The organism is Nocardia sp. NPDC051833, assembly GCF_040681225.1.
Classification (GTDB): Bacteria; Actinomycetota; Actinomycetes; order Mycobacteriales; family Mycobacteriaceae; genus Nocardia.
In genome coordinates this window covers 191,883-207,829 of record NZ_JBFAYK010000004.1, presented here as the reverse complement: position 1 = coordinate 207,829, position 15,947 = coordinate 191,883, and the positions used below count along the sequence as shown (strand labels likewise).

Here is a 15,947-nt window from a genome sequence, read left to right as displayed (position 1 = left end):
TGCCGATCCCAGCACTCGTTCTGGTCGGTCGCTATACTTTTCGCGCTGGACACCGGCGCCGAGTTCGGCCAAGGTGGATGCCACTGCCTCCGTAGCTCAGTTGGATAGAGCAAGGGCCTTCTAATCCCTAGGTCGCAGGTTCGATTCCTGCCGGGGGCGCAATCAGCCCCTGACCTGCATAAATTGCGGGTCAGGGGCCTCCTTGTTCTCAGCACAATGCTCCAACAGCTAAGCTCCAACAGCTAGGGATACCGATGCTGCGGAAGAAGTGGCCGAGACGTGCCCGGTCTCCTTCCGAGCGCCCGGCGCGCTGCGCCTGCCCGCCTGAACTTTGCAGGTAAACTGCCTGCATCCGGCAGGATCTGGCGACATCAATGAACTGCTCGAAGACTTCACGGGCGTAGTGCGGTAGCAAATCAAATCCGAAGAGACGATCGACCACCTACGCCAAGGACATCGGGTCCTTCCGCAAGCACCTGACCAGCGAGAACCTGCCTCCGACGCTCGAATCCCTGACGCGTCAGGTGCTCGGCACGCACATCGAGCACACGCTGAATCGCCTGAACCAGCGCACGCAAAACCCTGTGACGCCGGAGTTCGCGCACCGGCAGAACCGCAGTTTGCAGCAATTCTGCAAGTGCCTCGTTCGCGAGGAGCTTCTCAAGCTGGACCATTGGCGAAGTTGTCGCCGCTGACGGTTCCAGAGAAGAAGATCCCTGTTCCGCCCCTCGCCGCGCGGTGCGCAAGATGCTCGCAGATTGCGACGGCACGATCTTCGACGACCGGCGCTCCTCGGCGATCATTCGGCTGATGGTCGACGTCGGCCCCCGTATCGGCGAGGTCGCGAACCTCGACCTTGACGCCCTCGACTTCGCCGAGAACACAGTGATGGTCCGCTGAAAGGACGGCGGCCGCGCACTCTGCCGTTCAACGACAAGACGCGGACGGCCCTGCGCCGATACTTTCGAGACCGATCCAAACACGCCTTCGCTGTGAACGACACCCTTCTCTATGGCTTGGAAGGTCCGGCCGCATGACCGCCTCGGGCAGCCAGCAGATGATCGAGCAGCACGCTGACGCCGCGGGTATCGACCACATCCACCCTCACCAGTTCCACCGCTTCTTCGCTCACAGTTGGCTCTCTAACGGCGGTCAGGAGCAAGATCCAATGATGCTTGCCGAGTAAGGCTCGCGTCAGATGACCACCCGATACGGAGCATCAGTCGCCGATGAACGCGCCCGGGAAGCCCATCGCCGTGCGCGCCTCGGCGACCAAACTCTGATCCTTTGTGCTCATGCACCCTGTTGTGGTGAGGCTGAAAAAGGTCGCTCTTGAGGCCGGGATCGACTGGGAATCGCTGCACGTTGGCCATCAGTCTCCCGCGACACATCTCCTAGATCTGGCTCCAAAGTCTGACCTAACAACTCTACGGGCAATCCATCGACTGATACACCAATTCGATGCCATGATCACAATGATCGGCCCTACAGAGGTCAATTTTACAGATCTACTACTGCTCACATTCCTTCGAGTCCAGTACCCTTCGCTCTACGATGCGCTACGTGGGTGGAAAAGAGATCTCAATCGCGACCTCACTTCGCTGATCTTTTCCAGCAGAACCCTCGATAAACGGACCGTGACATCGACCATAAACGAGTCAGCGAATCAAAATACTTCGACCGATACTTCGGCTTCACGGTGCCTGTCGACGACATCAGCGACGCTGCAGTTCTCGATGGACTGTTTGCAGCTGGCAGAGCACGGAGAAATGCCTGCTACTAGTGAATTGTCCGTGGCATTCTCCGACCTACGCCGAAGGGTTGCTTTCGAAAAACCACGCATTCCTATTTACGGCGTTCGCTTCACCAGCGCCACCGCATTTCAGGGCGCGATCAATCTAGCCCGTCGATTCAATCTACATTCCCACCCCCAGCCAACATGGTCACTAGAGATGAGCATGGTTGCCGACCTCCTAGATATTGCCACTATTAGCGCATCAACTGAAACCGATTACAAGAGCATCATAGACAGCTACAATCAGAATTTCGGCCTCAACGCGACTGCCATGGTTGTCGCGTGCGTCAGTCGCCGACCCAGCGGTAACCGCGGCAGCGACGACCGCAGACTAGCAATATACGAGGCCGCGCTGACCAACCATCGGGAGCGTCAATTGGAAGCCTGCAAGAATGATTTCGACACCGGTCCCACGAACCCATCCACAGGAGATGTCCTGTTCCATCTACTGGACGATCCGACACGAGCACGGTTGAACGCCATCGTCGAACCTCGGATCTCAGACTGGCCCGGCTTCCTCGAAGTGGCCGACCGCTTCCTCGACACGTCAGCAGTCGACGTGAACGGACAGCCGTCCGTTCACGGCTTCTACATCGAATCTCTCTGTAAATTCATCGCTCCCGACAGGTGGCCAACTCCGACTCCTGATCCACAGCTCGGTGAGGGCCATCCCGGCGGACCGATCGTTCGGACCGACATCACCTATTCGAATCGCGCACGGCTCATAGACATGGAGCTCCGACGTCGACTCGATCTGTAGCTGGGTTGCAGATCTTGACCCGACCGCTTGTCCTCGCCGTAGCGCGCGAGGAGCACCACTGCTCGACATCGAGGCGTCCTCGACCGTTCGCGGCCGGCACGGTGCCCGATACTCGCGCGATCCACGACCCTCGGTCGGTTCGCACCCACGTGTAAACCCAACCAGACACTCTGCACACGAGCTTGGGCCGCCGTTCCTCACTCGTAGCTCGGCCAATTGTCGGCATTCGAGGCGTGCGACCGGTGGGACAACGCGCCTTTCGCGATGCTAGTAGGGCACCGCCCATGCCGGATACCTTGCGATATGAGATAGATCGCCCACGAGAATAGAAAGTCTCGCTAGGTCATATGACCATGTTGGCGACCAAACGAAATTCGAGCCAGGCTCCCATGCAGAGTGACGTGCTCGCATTTTCTCCCACTCGTCTAGACGCCGCTGAAGCACATCACCTTGTGACGTATAGAGAACCAGGTTCCGCATTGCCATTGATGCTTCTTCATGTAATAGAACCAAGGCCACATCGTGCCAACGACCTCCAGTAAAACCCGAAAGCAGAGCTGAGCGAACTCGACCAATCGGCAGCTCATGCCGCGCGGAAATGTATGCCCCCACAATAGAGGAGTACGCAACTTCGGCGATCATATGAATGTCGACCATGTTAAGCAGATCGGGCCAGTACTCACAGAACCGTATATCATCGGAAACCCAACTGGGCAAGCCATCCGGCAGAGCCCGGCCCGAATCGACGGACAGGAAACTCGAACTGCTACTCTCCTTCAGACCTGCAAGTACGGCTCGAATACTTTCAGCACCCCTGGAATACTGATTGAATTCGAAACCGATACTGGCCGGCCGAGGGCGATTGTTGATGAACCACCGCGTCATACCGTCCAAGCAAGATCTCAACCATATGACAAGGTCGATCTTTTCAGATTCAGGAAGGCTACTTTGCCAAATCTCTGCCACGATCCGTCGGAGCCCCAGTATTTCGGTCGACAGCTCGAAGGCGGAAGCAACGTCCCGAATGGTTGCCATGGTCTGTTCAGTGATTCTCTTGACGTAGCCGATCCCTCCCAAGTAGATCATATCGCGAGCGATCAGTTCTGCACCTATCATTCTAAGATGAGGGTGCTTTTGCATCTTATCTCGTAGGTCCGAATTCCAGAGACCATCGGAAAAGTATTGAGGAAGTGCATGTAGCCATAATCTGCTCGGCGCATCAGCCCACTCTGCCAGATTCTTGGACAAACGAATTTCCTCACAGGCTGCAAGCTGCGCCAGTTCCCATGTAGTCAGCCCTTGTCCGCGCTGCGCCCTGCGTTCGATCTCGGTATCGAATGGAAATTCCACCTCAGACAGGGATTCTTTTTCCGTATGCCGCAGCTCTTCTATCAAACGTGAGAAGATTCTAGAGCCTCCAGGCAACCGTTCACGCTGAGCCGTTCGGAGCACCCTGGAACGCTGGACATCGGCTTGAAGTCTGTATTTATTCGATGCGCGAGTTATAGAATCCCTGTAGTCGTTCTCAACAAATCCGTCGATGGAGCTTCCGGTGTTGCAAAAAATGATCTCCAGATTACCTTCATAGTTTTGGTCACCTCCGACACCGGAATCTGGTTCGATCCTTTCAAACCGGCCACCCGCAGCGAGAAATTCAACTTGGGCACGCGGTGTTGCAATTCGATTTCCAGCCTCGCATATCACAGCAGCGCGTACAGAACTGGCATCGACGTGGACCTCACCGTCGACCGATCCAGACAAGGCTGCGATCGATTCGACAGATGCCTTTATCAGAATTCGCGCACCACCGTTCAGCAGGACATCTACAGGGGCGCGAAGCACAGCATCTATGAGATCCGCTGGTGAAACCTCCGTGATGTCCGAATGTAAATCTAGCGCGACACTAGCCTGCGGGCTTATGGGTATAGACGGAGCTTCTCGAGACCAGATTCCTCCACCCGTACTGATCAGATTCCGATCATATTCTTGCCATGTCCCCTCGGGCTGTCCGAAAATTCGCTGCCGTTCTCGCGCTGCGAGTATCGCAGTTGGATCGGGATCGATAAATATGTAGTCGTCATCGAACGCTGCGACCAGTCGCATCCGATCCGCCAATATTGGCCCAGGGCTCGAATCACCACTGATGTAGCCGACACCTATGGCGGTAAAGTCCTCGATCGGCAGTTCCACGTCCCTGTTTCGGAAGAACCTCTTGTGTTGCGATTCGAGCCACTGAGGGTTACGGGAGAGCGCGAGCCCGTAGGCAGTATTTCGGCCACTGGATCGAGGAGTTGGATGATTCTCGCCCCTCAGCCTGGCCTGCAGCAAGGGAAACAAAGTGGCCAACGATATGAACTGATCCTGCGGGCGGGTTCCAGCACGTAGCACATCAAGGAATGCGCCGGTAAACGCGGTACAACCCCCATTGCCAGACGCTGACGCAAAGTTGCGAGTGGTTCCTGTTGCGGTCAGAACATACGCTCCTTCGATGACCGTTTGATCATCGATATTTTCGTCAGCGAGATTACCTAAATATCCTTTTCCGTGAACCTTTCCACTATAGCAGCAATCCAAAATAACCACCTTTATACTCGCCGATGATCGCGCTATGTCTTCACGAATGGCCGAATAGGGCACAGTTGTATACTTCGCCTTGTCCGCAGAGGACGCCGAATACGTCAAGACGAGTTCGTCATTGACGGTTGTACCGTGCCCCGAGTAATAGAAGAGCAGTAGATCATCCGCCTCCTCCACTGCGCTGGACAAAGCGTCACCGAAAGAGACCGCGGCGGGCGGATTCGTCACATTTACGATATGCTGCAGCCCTGTCTGAGTTCGAAGGAAGTTTTCAATTTCCATAAGGTTATTCTCCACGGCTGGGAGCGCGGAGAACCCCGAATTGACGTCGTAGGCTGCCGTTCCAATTATGACAGCCCTCGACGACTGACTATTAGGAAGTCTCACTCGCCTCAGATCCTACTGCTACTTCGATCGCGCGCGTCACGGTTTCGATTGTGGATGGCTTCACGTGCCCGTTTACGTCGATTTCGGCCATCCCACCGGGGCCCACGACCTTTATTCGCAAACGCGATTTGCGCGTTATCCAGGCAGTGACGCATGCAGACAATGCCGCTGTCACACTGGGCTCCAGAATGAGCCTAATCACGTCCTCGGCACCCATGTCGTCAGCGTTGAGTTGAGCGCGGGAAATGGACTTCTTGATTTTCAGAACACTGTCGTCTTCGACGATATTCTTGTAGAGAGAATCTATCTCTGCAGCAGCATCATCAGCATGACTTATCATAAAATTCAGCTCGACCACCAATTGACTCCATTCCAAGTAGCAGTGACATGCGGGTCAAGCACTCCCGACCTCCAGAGCGCTCTACCGTCACGCCTCACTGGCATCGCAGATTCATACTAGCCTCGAAAATGAGACCGCAGGGTCGGATAATCACTGGCTACTCCATCCCCCAAAAACGGTTGCCGCAGGGTAGTTCCGCACGCAACTACGAACAAGTTGCCCGATCCGCTGTCGATAGTATTTGTGCCACTTCACCCGATACCCGCCCCGAGGACAGACCGGCGCTGCGACAAGGCACCACGGGTGCGAGAACATCTCGTCGGGCGAAACCACCACGCCTCGTCGGCTGCGCAGTCAGCGCCGGTCAGGTTGTAGCCGGTATGACGAACGTCCCGGCCGCGATCAATCCAAAGGACGCGATTGTGCAACAGAGTCAAGACGTCCTCACTTGAGGCCAAAGTCCTAAGATCATCGGTTGTCAAGAGGAGGAGACGCACTTTCTCCTGGAGGGCATTAGCAGCAGCCTGGTAGGCAGCCACCCGTTCATACGAGTCCCCGTGACACCCTCGCCGCCACCAGCACACCCAGCTCGCAGCCTCGGTGCAGAATCTTCGTCGCGAACGTGCTCACTGTCGCCGAATCGACAGGCTGACTCCAGTTCTTGCATTCGACCAGGAATATCTCCGGAAGTAGCTGCAGCCCGCCGCTTGCCCGAAGATTGCCGCCTGCGATGTCCACTTCCTCTGACCCGAACCGGTTCGAAGCATTGCGTTGCACCGAGCAAGCTGACACGAACTCGGAGACAGAGCGCGTCCTCGTATGCCCGGCCGCGTTCGTTGGTCGAACTGCTTCGATCCGCGGCCTTCTGCAGGTGCTCATGAAAAGCGATGTCAAGATCACCCACAGCCTGCTTCGGACATATAATGATGCCACGCCAAGCTCTCACACCACGGCGTCTCAAGCAAGACCTGGACCGATCAAACCCAGCCACCATGCAGGCAGACCGATCCGAAGACCTGCGTGATCGAGGGGCTCAAGCCTTCCCTCACACTCGAATCGCCGGCAAGTCTGCCAACTGCATGGCTAGGCGACGCAGCTGAGCTGCCCATCCCAGCGGACAGTCCGCGTCGAGCGTAGCTGCAGCGGCGACGGCAACCGCACGGATGGTCCGGACAACACTCGCGGCTGGCAATCCGGGACAGCGGCTGGTGTTCGAGCACCCCGCTAGCCCGCCACACGTCGGGCGAACTGCGAGCCTGCTTGACATCACACGCAGCGGCGACCAAAAGTGGCGTTGGCTTCATTGGATGCCATTCCCTCTGCTATCAGCTGCCTTCGTTGTGACGCCGAGCCAGGGATGAAGAAGCGTGCATGCTCAACCCGCACCGCCTCTCCGACCACTGCGTACCCTACCTGGTAGCGCCTAACCTGGGCTCTTAGCGGCAGCACCCGGGATCACTTCATCAACGAAAGCCTGCGCTAGTCCAGGGATTACACCGGGGAGTTGGTTCAGCGCATCGAAGAGCAACTTCGTGAACAGGTGGCTGTTGACGGCCGCTACCGGTGCCCAAACGCGCGACCGCATGCGGTCACTCGGTCCCGTATCGGCCTTCGCGTTCGACGGATCACTGACCACGACCTAGAACTCACACAATGGGGCATCCCCCGAAGCGGGATGGTGTCCGTTACCCTCCGATGCCCGCAGAGCGAGAGCTGGAAACGCACTGTCCCCGCGGTCGCCGGGGCCACAACTAGCAGCTAGGCGCAGTGTCGGACTGTTCCGCTAACTCGGGTTGCAGCGGAGGCACTCAGCCAAGCTCGCAACCACCGAGGTCGCGACATACCTTGTGGGTCGGCCCTTCTCCCGGCGATGTCGCCGTCCTGTCCGTGGAGGCACCGGGACTACCTGACGGAAACATGATCCGACACGACACTCAGCTGTGGCCGAGGAACCTCGTCTGAAACCTTCCGAGTCCCGCTGCCAACATGCTGGGTCATCGTCAAGCCGAACATGTACTCATTCACCCCGTCCGGAGTGAGACCGAACTGCTTCGCAATCTCGCGGACCGTCATCCCTTGCCCACGCAACGCGGCCAGTACTTTGCCAAGGACCTGCGACGATTCATGAGCTAGCACCGAACCTGGTTCCGCCGAGCGAAATCCACGCTTGCTCAACTCCACCAACGTTGCCCGGTACGTCCAGTCGGTCATCAGACCCAGCGAATGCAGCCTGTTCGCCAACGCTGTCGCGGATACATTCCACCGAGCCTTCGCACGTATGATCTGAGCCACGCTCGGGTTTCGCAGGCCAACCGCCAGCACATCATTGCGAGGCATGAGCAGCGCACTAGCGAACTGATTCGCCGCAGCCTCCGCCTCGCGTCCATGCGGAACAGCATGAGCACAGTGGATACACAGATGGCCCAGCTCGTGGGCAGCATCGAAACGCAGCCGCTCGGCGGTCTTGCTCGTATCGAGAAAAACGAACGGGGTGCCACGATGGTAGAAGCTAAAGGCATCGACGTCACGGAAGTCGCTGGCGATGCTCATAATTCGAACACCGTGCAGCTCCATCGTCGCGAGGAGATGCCTGATCGGCCCAGGTCCGAGATTCCACGCCGCGCGAAGCATCTCAGCCGCGACCTCTGGATCGCGGTCGGTCAGCGGCGGAATATCGTTGGAGGGCAGCGTGAACCGCTGCTCGATCCAATCCATGATCGCCACGCCCTGCCGACCAGCCGTGCGCGCGCGGTCACGTTCCCGGGCCGTCATCTTGGTCAGGGCACGGAAACTGACCGCTTCGACCTCAAGCAGGTCCATCTCGGCCATACCGAAGAACTCGGGCAACACCTTCAACACTCGCGCCAGCTCAGCGCACCGCTCTGCCGAAGGTTCCTCGGAGCCGTTCTCCCACCTCTGAACGGTCTTGTCGGACACTCCGATCGCCGCGGCCAGGTGTGTGCGTGCAATCCCAGCTCGTCGTCGAGCGAAGACCAGCCGGGATGGCACGAACTCACGGTCAGTCGTCATTTGGGAACGACCGGAACTTCAGGCCCCCCATGATCATCGCCGTCCGAATCGATGTCGATATCGACTGCGCCGCTCAGGTCGAGTGGTTCCAGGATAATGCGGTCGAGCCAGTCGACAGGGAAGTCGCGCTCGTCGAGCCGCCCAGGCTTGCTGACCTCGACGAAGACGCGGTCCTCGGCCCGGCGATGTGCTAAATACCACACCTCCCAGGTTCCTTCCACCGTCGGACTGACAGGAAAGGACTCATCGACGGCGTCGAAACCCTCGGCGACGTAGCGTTCCCCCGTCAGTGCGCAGCTACCCTTAGGCCACTTGGTGGTGAAATCCTCATCAGTCCCCGGCATACCTGTGTATTCGTTACCGACTGCCACGATGATCGCCAGTCCCCGCTCAGGGTGAACAGTCCTTGCCACGCCGCTGCGCTCGTCCTTCTTCCAGCCGCGCGCGAAGAGCAGCTCGCGAAGCACTGCGACCCCGGCCTGGTACGCCCGTTGCCCCGCTGCCCCGGGCGGCGCGAGCGGATGCGTGTTATCGGCCGCATCCACCACTGCGCGAATGACGACGTCAAGTACCTCCTGCTCGGACAGATCGAAACGCAGAAGCGGATCAGGATCTGATTGAGCGAGGTGTTTCCGGTACCGGAGGGCCACTTCCGCCGCCTTTCCTATGACTCAACTAGGCGATGTCCAAAAAATCTACCACATATGAGGTTGCATTTTCGGACACGGCCGAGCGTGAGAGCGTCCCGCCCTGTCGCCGCATCGACACCCTTGCCCGCCGTACGCCAGCACCCGGCTACCGCACGCCAGATCGAACAAAGTTTCGACAAACCGGAGGTCAAGGAAGTGCGAGCAGCCTCCACCCGCCTCCTCCTTCGAGCACATCGGTCATCGAGACCACTACAGAGCCGGTCGCCGGGCTCTCGGACTTCCGGTAGGCGCCGATATCGAACGATCACCTTGCTGGATGGCGGCACCAATGTCGCGAAGATAGGGCGAACGATATTTCGACGACCAACCGACCAGTGCGATTCCCCAGGTAACCAGCGTTCCCATCTTGGATGTGCCCCGCCGGGGGCGCAGAATGGCCCTGACCTGCGTGTATTCCAGCTCAGGGCCGCATATGGCCCGGAGCGCCAGGCGCTCCAGGTAGGGATTGCCCGTGGTTGGACCGGGCAGATCACCCCTATTCCGTCGGCCGTGATGCTCGGCGACTCTCTCGAATTCCGAAATCCGGCGGCCCCCGCCGCGCCCGGATCCCGACTGTTCGGCGCTCCATGGAGCGAGAAACCATGAGCGCCAACGGAATCGACATCGCACCGAATGCGCGAACCACGAAGACCCGCTCGACCACCATCGCGCCGCGCTCGCGCGGACGCCGCCGATGTGCATAATCGAACACATGTGCGAATCCATCCGGCCCTATCTGCGTGCCGGCGTATGGACCGAACCGTCGCCGCGCTTCTGCCCGAACGGGCACCGGCTCGGGGCCGGGCGCGCGTTGGTCGTCGCGATGCCGTGCCGCCGGATCGGTGGTCACCACCGGGTCCATACCTGCCTGGCCTGCGGTGCCGTCACCTACAGCCCGCCCGCGCACAACGACTGCGAGCACTGAGATCCACACGCCGAGACGCGCCGCCCCCGGCTCGCCGGAGCGACCTGACCTCGCGCAGCCTCAGTGCGAGTAGTCCCGGAAGGTCATGACACCGCCCACCACGACGATGATCGCCGTGAGGATGTAGACCATGACGCGGAACCACGTCGGACCGTAATAACTGACTGCCATCGACGCGCCGAGCGCCGCGAGAATCATCACCACGCCGTAGGCGGGCGTGCGCTGCTCCCTGTCAACCATTCCTCCAGTGTCCGCCGACGACGCGGCGGTGCCAATGCCCGCGACCGGGCCGACGCCGGAGCGCCACACCACCGTGCCCGACGGCCAACGCTCACCGCGCCCCACCGACGGCGACGCCGGGCGCGGGCAGCCGCATCCGGTTGCCCACCGGGGCCGGGAACCACACCTCGGCCGACACGGGCGCCGGACGGCGCCGGTGGACGCGCCGCCACGCCGTCGCGAACAGCGCCGCGGCGACGGCCAGCGCCACCACCACCGCGCCGATCGCCAGCCACAGCGACACCGCCACCGCCGTGCCCTCCCGCCCCGCGCCGCTGCGGTAGATGAGCACAGCGGCGGCCACCGGCCCGGCCATTCCCCCCGCCGCGATCGTCAGCAGCATCGCGCCGGTGAGCAACTCGACCACCCGCAACGGCCGCCGCGTCCGCACCCGGACTGCGCGATGGCTTCCTCCCAGCGAACCCCATGATCTCCCGACCAACGCCACAGCCAGCCCCTTCCGCTCCTCTGCCAACACCTGCATTCGAACCGGACACTGCACGGTATACCGCTGCTCGACCGCCGGACGAAAATGAAACCGAACAGTTGCCGAGTCAGACGGCAGCAACCATGCAGCGATCTAGGTGTTGGCGCGAACGAAAGAGTGCTCAGCGCAGGGCGCGGCAGTACAGCGCGTCGGGATGGGCGCCGCGGGCGTTGGCCCACGAGAAGGCGATGCCCGCCGCGTACTCGGTCGCCGCGCACTGGGCCTTGTAGTACCCGTGCGCGTAGTCGCCGCCTTCCCCGGAGGCGGGACGGCTGTCGCCGCGGTCGTCCCAGAGCGTGCGGCCCGCACCGGCCAGCGGCAGGCGGGCGGGAGCGCACAGGATGGCCGACATCTTGTCGCCGCGCAGGCTGTAGCCGATCATGAACTGCCCGTCCCGGCACTGGTACTTGGTGAAGCCACCGGCCCAGTCGGTGCTGACCCGCTCCGAGTCGACCTTCACGGCCGTGGTGCCCGGCTGCCAGAGCGCGCCCTCGGTGGCGTCGGTGCACAGCCCGCCCTGCCCGCGCGAGCTGATGCCGATCAACCGCTGATCATCGGGGCAGACGAGTTTGTGCGCACCGCTGTCCCAGTCGGCCGCGGCCCACACCGAGCGGTTGTCGTCCTCGTGGATGCCGTTGAGCATCGACCAGGTCCGGACCGGCGCGACCGGTCCGGTCTTGCCGTCCGCCGCGAGCAGCCGGCGCACGTGCGCGGCGCGCCAGTCGTCGGCGTCGGTGACGCTGCGCAGGCCGCCTGCGGTGTCGTAGCGCAGCAGGCCCCACTGATTGCCCGCGTCGTTCTGATGGAATCCGACGAGCGGCCAGTAGGCGAAGTCCAGATCCTTCTCGACGAGGAAATCGACCATGGCGCCGAACCAGGCGCGATCCAGCGGCTCGGCGTCCTTGCCGATTCCGAATTCGCTGATCCACACCGGCGCGGTGAAGTGCCGGTCCGGCGTGGTCGCCACGAACCCGGCGAGTTCGTTCATCGCCTGGAACAGTTCGGCGCGCGACAGATCGCGGAAGCGGGGGTCGGTGGTCTCGCCCCAGCCGGTCGCACCGGTGTGATGACGGCCGATATAGCCGTAGAAGTGCGCCGCGTAGACGACCTTGTGCGACTGCTTCAGCGTCACCGACAGCCGGTTCAGCGGCTCGAGCATGGGACGTTCGTGCGGGGTCAGATCGGTGGGGATGCCGATCCAGTTCAGGCCCTCGATCATCACCAGCAGATCCGGATTCGCGCCACCGACGATGGCGTCGCCGGCCTCCTGCGCGGCGTCGTACCAGTCGTGGTTGTCGCCGAGGCCCCAGTTCGGGTCGTCCCAGGTGTCGCGGCGCACCTCGTTGCGCAGGTCGGCGCCGACGACGCCGGCGTTGCCCCGGTAGCGGGCGGCCATGAAGGTCCAGTCGTCGATCCACTCGTCCCACGACTGTCCGGAATTCCAGCGCTCGTTGCCGTCGACGGCGCAGCACCAGCGGGTGGAGGTGGTGTGATTGTTGAGGATGACGGCGAGTCCGGCGTCGGTGAGCGCGGTGACCGCGCGATCGAACACCTCGAGCGGACGCAGCCCGTTGAGCTGCGGATTGGCGGACAGCCCCTGCACCGGGCGGGCGTCGGTGATCATCTCGTTGGAGAACGGCAGCCGAATGCTGTTGAGCCCCAATGCCTTGAAGTCGGCGATCAGGACGTCCATGCGGACCCGGTCCAGCCCGAGCGGCGCCCGGTGCCCGTTCTCCTCGGCGAAGTTGGCGGCGTCGGTCTCGTCGTCGCCGCTGCCGTTCCAGGTGCCGCTCGACCCGTGCCAGTTCCCGGATTTCAGCTTCACCCGATTCCCGTTCGCGTCCACGATGTAGCGCCCGCTGGTACTGAGCGGGCCGTGGATTCCGCCCGGATCGGCGACCGCGGGCGCGCTGTCGCGCAGAAGCGGAGTGAGGAGCGCCCCGAACAGGCAGGCGACGACGGCGAAGATCCTGAGCTGCATGCCGACGAACGCTAACGCACCGGAAATCCTCTGTGAAACAGCTGAATTTCACCGATTCATCGGATTCGGTTGTCAATCGCCGCACCCGCACTAGGCTGCGCGCCATGGAGGTGCACACCCGGCAGTTGCGATACTTCGTCGCGGTGGCCGAGGAGCTGAACTTCACCCGCGCCGCCCAGCGTCTGCACGTCTCCCAGCAGGGCTTGAGCACCCAGATCAAACAGCTGGAGCGAGAGCTGGACGTGGCCCTGTTCGCTCGCACCACCCGCACCGTCGAGCTCACCGCCGCCGGTGCCGTGTTCCTCCGCGACGCCAGGGCGGCGCTGACCGGCCTGCACGCGGCGATCGAGCGGGCCAGGTCGACGCACCGCGGGGAACGGGATCGCCTGGTCCTCGGGCTGATGGAGGGCGGCGCCCTCACTCTCACCGAGCCGATTCTGTCGGCGTTCCGGGAGCGTCATCCCGAGGTCTCGGTGGAGCTGCGGCATTTCAGCTACGCGGACCCGGCCGTCGGACTGACCGACGGCTCGGTCGACGTCGCCTTCGCCCGGCGCCCGTTCCGCGACGACGGCGTGCGCTTCGAGCCGCTGTTCACCGAGCCGCTGATGGTGATGCTGCCGTCGAACCATCGGCTGGCCGACCGCGCCGAGGTCGCGGCGCACGAGCTGCTCGACGAACCGCTGCTCGGCGCCGCCACCGCGGATCCGGTCTGGAATGCCTACTGGGAGCTCGCCGAGCATCGGAACGGGCTGGCCGCGCTCGTGGTCGGCCGGTCGAGCTCGTTGCTCGAGGAGCTGAACAAGGTCGCGACCGGTGTCGGCATCGTGCTCACCGCGGCGTGCGCCAGGTGGGTCCCGTTTCCGCGGGTCCGGTTGGTCCCGGTCGCCGGAACCACGCCGAACGAGGTCGCGGTCGGCTGGCGCGCCGACCACGAAACGCCCCTGATCCGCTCGTTCGTCGAGATCGCCCGATCGGTGCGCGACGCCAACCCCGACCTCGTCCGTGATCTCCAGGACCCCGACTTCGCGGACTGTTCGGTGCCACCCCAGCTCTGAGCACCGAACCGCCGTGACCTGCGGCGACGCCCCAGCACGACGGTGCGATGACAGCGACACGCCCGGGTACGGGTAACCTTCCCCCTCATGTGGATCATTCTCGCCATTTCCGTGGTCAGCTCCGTGATCATTGCGATCCTGTTCGCCACCGGCTTCCCGGAGCACTGAGCCGCCGCGGTAGCCGTCCTATAGCTGTCCGGCCCCGTTCGCGGGAGGCGGTGAGAAGATGGCTGGGTGCCGAACAGTAGCCAGCCCAGTGCGCGGTCCGACGACGGCCGCTCGTTCGTAGTCGCCGACGCCACCGACAGCGCGCTGGTCGCCGGTTCGCTGGCCGTGGTCGTCGCGGCCGAGCGCCGTCAGCTCGTGCTCGTCGAGGAGCGGTCGGAGACGACTCCGGTTCGCCTGCGCGGCCGGTTGATCGGCGAATTGAACGACGACGGCATCGACGTCCGCGCCGGCTACGCCTTCACCGAGGGCACGGTCGAGATGGTCGACGCCGCCACGGTCCAGACGCTGCACGAGACGACCGGCGCGCTGCTCGAGGTCGGGGTGAACCTCACCCCGCCCGGCGGCCCGGCCCGGCTGCTGCCCAAGCGGTTCAACCGGCACACCTTCTGGTGCGGGCAGAGCGGGTCCGGCAAGACCTACGCGCTCGGCGTCGTGCTCGAGCAGGTGATCGCGCACACCGCGCTGCCCGTGGTGATCTTCGACCCCAATTCCGATTTCGTCCGGCTCGGCGAGATCGCCCCCGGTGCGACCGGCCCCACGGCCGACGCGTTGCGCGAGCGCGACATCCGGGTGCTGCGCCCGCATTCCGCGCACCCGCTGCGGGCCAGGTTCACCGCGCTGCCGCTGACCTCCAAGGCCGCGATCCTGCGGATCGATCCGATCGCCGATCGCGAGGAGTTCAACGAGCTGATCCACCTCGCCGACCAGCTCGCCGCCGCCGAACTCGAGGAAACCCTGCCGTCGCTGCTGCGCTCGGAGTCCGCGGCGCAGCGGCGCCTGGCGATGCGCATCGAGAACCTCGGGCTGCACGAGTGGGAGGTGTGGGCCCGCCAGGACCGCGCGGTCACCGAGGTCGTCGAGGAACGCCCCGACGCGACCGTGCTCGATCTGGGCGGATTCTCCACCGCCGCACAGCAGCTCGTGGTCGCGCTGGCCCTGCTCGACGACCTGTGGGCCCGCCGCGAGGAGCGCCGTCCGATCCTGCTCGTCATCGACGAGGCGCACAATCTGGCCTCGCCCCGGCTGGATTCCCCGATCGCGATCGCGGTGCGCGAGCGGTTGATCCAGATCGCCGCCGAAGGCCGCAAATTCGGGCTGTGGCTGCTGCTGTCGACGCAACGTCCGTCGAAGGTGCACTCCGGCATCATCTCCCAGTGCGACAATCTCGCGCTGATGAAGATGACCTCCCCGGTCGACCTCGCCGAACTCGGCACCTACTTCGGGTACGCGCCCTCGGCCCTGCTCGGCCGCTCCCCCTGGTTCCGCCAGGGCGAGGCGCTGTTCGCCGGCGGTTTCGTCCCGGCGCCCGCGCTGGCCAAAGTGAGCGCGCGGATCACGCCCGAGGGCGGCAGCGACGTCGGGGTTCCGCTGCGCTGAGCAGTCACGATCGTCGGCGTTTTCGTCCGGATCACGG

General features: G+C 62.5%; 14 protein-coding genes and 1 tRNA gene. 6 read left to right on the top strand and 9 right to left on the bottom strand.

Annotation, left to right across the window (positions count from 1 at the left end; translation table 11 throughout):
- The first annotated feature begins 85 nt into the window (after window positions 1–85).
- A tRNA-Arg gene (locus tag AB0L91_RS29350) sits at window positions 86–159 on the top strand.
- Between the two features lie 257 nt (window positions 160–416).
- Here AB0L91_RS29350 and AB0L91_RS29345 read toward each other — a convergent pair.
- Window positions 417–674: a hypothetical protein gene (locus AB0L91_RS29345; RefSeq protein ID WP_365015613.1), complete on the bottom strand. Its 258-nt coding sequence runs from the start codon at window positions 672–674 to the stop codon at window positions 417–419.
- 73 nt (window positions 675–747) lie between these two features.
- On the opposite strand from AB0L91_RS29345, the gene AB0L91_RS29340 reads away from it, so the two are divergent.
- Window positions 748–900 (top strand): hypothetical protein, encoded by a 153-nt coding sequence (locus AB0L91_RS29340; protein WP_365015612.1) that lies wholly within the window; start codon window positions 748–750, stop codon window positions 898–900.
- A gap of 109 nt (window positions 901–1,009) precedes the next feature.
- Here AB0L91_RS29340 and AB0L91_RS29335 read toward each other — a convergent pair whose 3' ends face one another.
- Window positions 1,010–1,132: a hypothetical protein gene (locus AB0L91_RS29335; RefSeq protein WP_365015610.1), complete on the bottom strand. Its 123-nt coding sequence runs from the start codon at window positions 1,130–1,132 to the stop codon at window positions 1,010–1,012.
- A gap of 334 nt (window positions 1,133–1,466) precedes the next feature.
- Here AB0L91_RS29335 and AB0L91_RS29330 point away from each other — a divergent pair, with 334 nt between their 5' ends.
- Window positions 1,467–2,555: a hypothetical protein gene (locus AB0L91_RS29330; RefSeq protein WP_365015609.1), complete on the top strand. Its 1,089-nt coding sequence runs from the start codon at window positions 1,467–1,469 to the stop codon at window positions 2,553–2,555.
- A gap of 267 nt (window positions 2,556–2,822) precedes the next feature.
- Here AB0L91_RS29330 and AB0L91_RS29325 read toward each other — a convergent pair whose 3' ends face one another.
- The 4 genes from AB0L91_RS29325 to AB0L91_RS29310 form a co-directional block, all read right to left on the bottom strand.
- Window positions 2,823–5,519 (bottom strand): NAD-glutamate dehydrogenase domain-containing protein, encoded by a 2,697-nt coding sequence (locus AB0L91_RS29325; protein WP_365015607.1) that lies wholly within the window; start codon window positions 5,517–5,519, stop codon window positions 2,823–2,825.
- Window positions 5,506–5,877, bottom strand: a complete 372-nt coding sequence (locus tag AB0L91_RS29320; protein WP_365015605.1) for a hypothetical protein — start codon at window positions 5,875–5,877, stop codon at window positions 5,506–5,508. Before AB0L91_RS29320 ends, AB0L91_RS29325 begins: the two co-directional genes overlap by 14 nt.
- Window positions 5,878–7,761: 1,884 nt before the next feature.
- Window positions 7,762–8,889, bottom strand: a complete 1,128-nt coding sequence (locus tag AB0L91_RS29315) for an XRE family transcriptional regulator (protein ID WP_365015603.1) — start codon at window positions 8,887–8,889, stop codon at window positions 7,762–7,764.
- The gene (locus AB0L91_RS29310; RefSeq protein ID WP_365015601.1) at window positions 8,886–9,539 is read right to left on the bottom strand and encodes a hypothetical protein; all 654 of its coding nucleotides are present in this window, start codon (window positions 9,537–9,539) and stop codon (window positions 8,886–8,888) included. Before AB0L91_RS29310 ends, AB0L91_RS29315 begins: the two co-directional genes overlap by 4 nt.
- 751 nt (window positions 9,540–10,290) lie before the next feature.
- On the opposite strand from AB0L91_RS29310, the gene AB0L91_RS29305 reads away from it, so the two are divergent.
- A complete protein-coding gene (locus AB0L91_RS29305; protein ID WP_218720840.1) occupies window positions 10,291–10,503 on the top strand; it encodes a hypothetical protein in 213 nt (70 codons plus the stop codon).
- Window positions 10,504–10,563: 60 nt separating this feature from the next.
- On the opposite strand, the gene AB0L91_RS29300 is transcribed toward AB0L91_RS29305, so the two are convergent.
- From AB0L91_RS29300 to AB0L91_RS29290, 3 genes are all read right to left on the bottom strand, one after another.
- The gene (locus AB0L91_RS29300) at window positions 10,564–10,743 is read right to left on the bottom strand and encodes a hypothetical protein (protein ID WP_355276921.1); all 180 of its coding nucleotides are present in this window, start codon (window positions 10,741–10,743) and stop codon (window positions 10,564–10,566) included.
- Window positions 10,744–10,834: 91 nt separating this feature from the next.
- Window positions 10,835–11,173: a hypothetical protein gene (locus tag AB0L91_RS29295; protein ID WP_365015599.1), complete on the bottom strand. Its 339-nt coding sequence runs from the start codon at window positions 11,171–11,173 to the stop codon at window positions 10,835–10,837.
- Between the two features lie 217 nt (window positions 11,174–11,390).
- Complete coding sequence (locus AB0L91_RS29290) at window positions 11,391–13,250, bottom strand: cellulase family glycosylhydrolase (RefSeq protein WP_365015597.1); 1,860 nt, start codon at window positions 13,248–13,250, stop codon at window positions 11,391–11,393.
- A gap of 104 nt (window positions 13,251–13,354) precedes the next feature.
- Between AB0L91_RS29290 and AB0L91_RS29285 the strand changes: the two genes are divergently transcribed.
- Entirely contained in the window at window positions 13,355–14,305 is a 951-nt protein-coding gene (locus AB0L91_RS29285) for a LysR substrate-binding domain-containing protein (RefSeq protein WP_365015596.1), read from the top strand.
- 234 nt (window positions 14,306–14,539) lie between these two features.
- The gene (locus AB0L91_RS29280; protein WP_357348203.1) at window positions 14,540–15,910 is read left to right on the top strand and encodes an ATP-binding protein; all 1,371 of its coding nucleotides are present in this window, start codon (window positions 14,540–14,542) and stop codon (window positions 15,908–15,910) included.
- Window positions 15,911–15,947: the final 37 nt, after the last annotated feature.

Excerpts from the sequence above, each read along its gene's own strand:
- AB0L91_RS29285 (WP_365015596.1), top strand. The coding sequence starts at position 13,355 with ATGGAGGTGCACACCCGGCAGTTGCGATACTTCGTCGCGGTGGCCGAG.
- AB0L91_RS29315 (WP_365015603.1), bottom strand. The coding sequence starts at position 8,889 with ATGACGACTGACCGTGAGTTCGTGCCATCCCGGCTGGTCTTCGCTCGA.
- AB0L91_RS29345 (WP_365015613.1), bottom strand. The coding sequence starts at position 674 with ATGGTCCAGCTTGAGAAGCTCCTCGCGAACGAGGCACTTGCAGAATTG.
- AB0L91_RS29305 (WP_218720840.1), top strand. The coding sequence starts at position 10,291 with ATGTGCGAATCCATCCGGCCCTATCTGCGTGCCGGCGTATGGACCGAA.
- AB0L91_RS29300 (WP_355276921.1), bottom strand. The coding sequence starts at position 10,743 with ATGGTTGACAGGGAGCAGCGCACGCCCGCCTACGGCGTGGTGATGATT.
- AB0L91_RS29290 (WP_365015597.1), bottom strand. The coding sequence starts at position 13,250 with ATGCAGCTCAGGATCTTCGCCGTCGTCGCCTGCCTGTTCGGGGCGCTC.
- AB0L91_RS29330 (WP_365015609.1), top strand. The coding sequence starts at position 1,467 with ATGATCACAATGATCGGCCCTACAGAGGTCAATTTTACAGATCTACTA.
- AB0L91_RS29340 (WP_365015612.1), top strand. The coding sequence starts at position 748 with ATGCTCGCAGATTGCGACGGCACGATCTTCGACGACCGGCGCTCCTCG.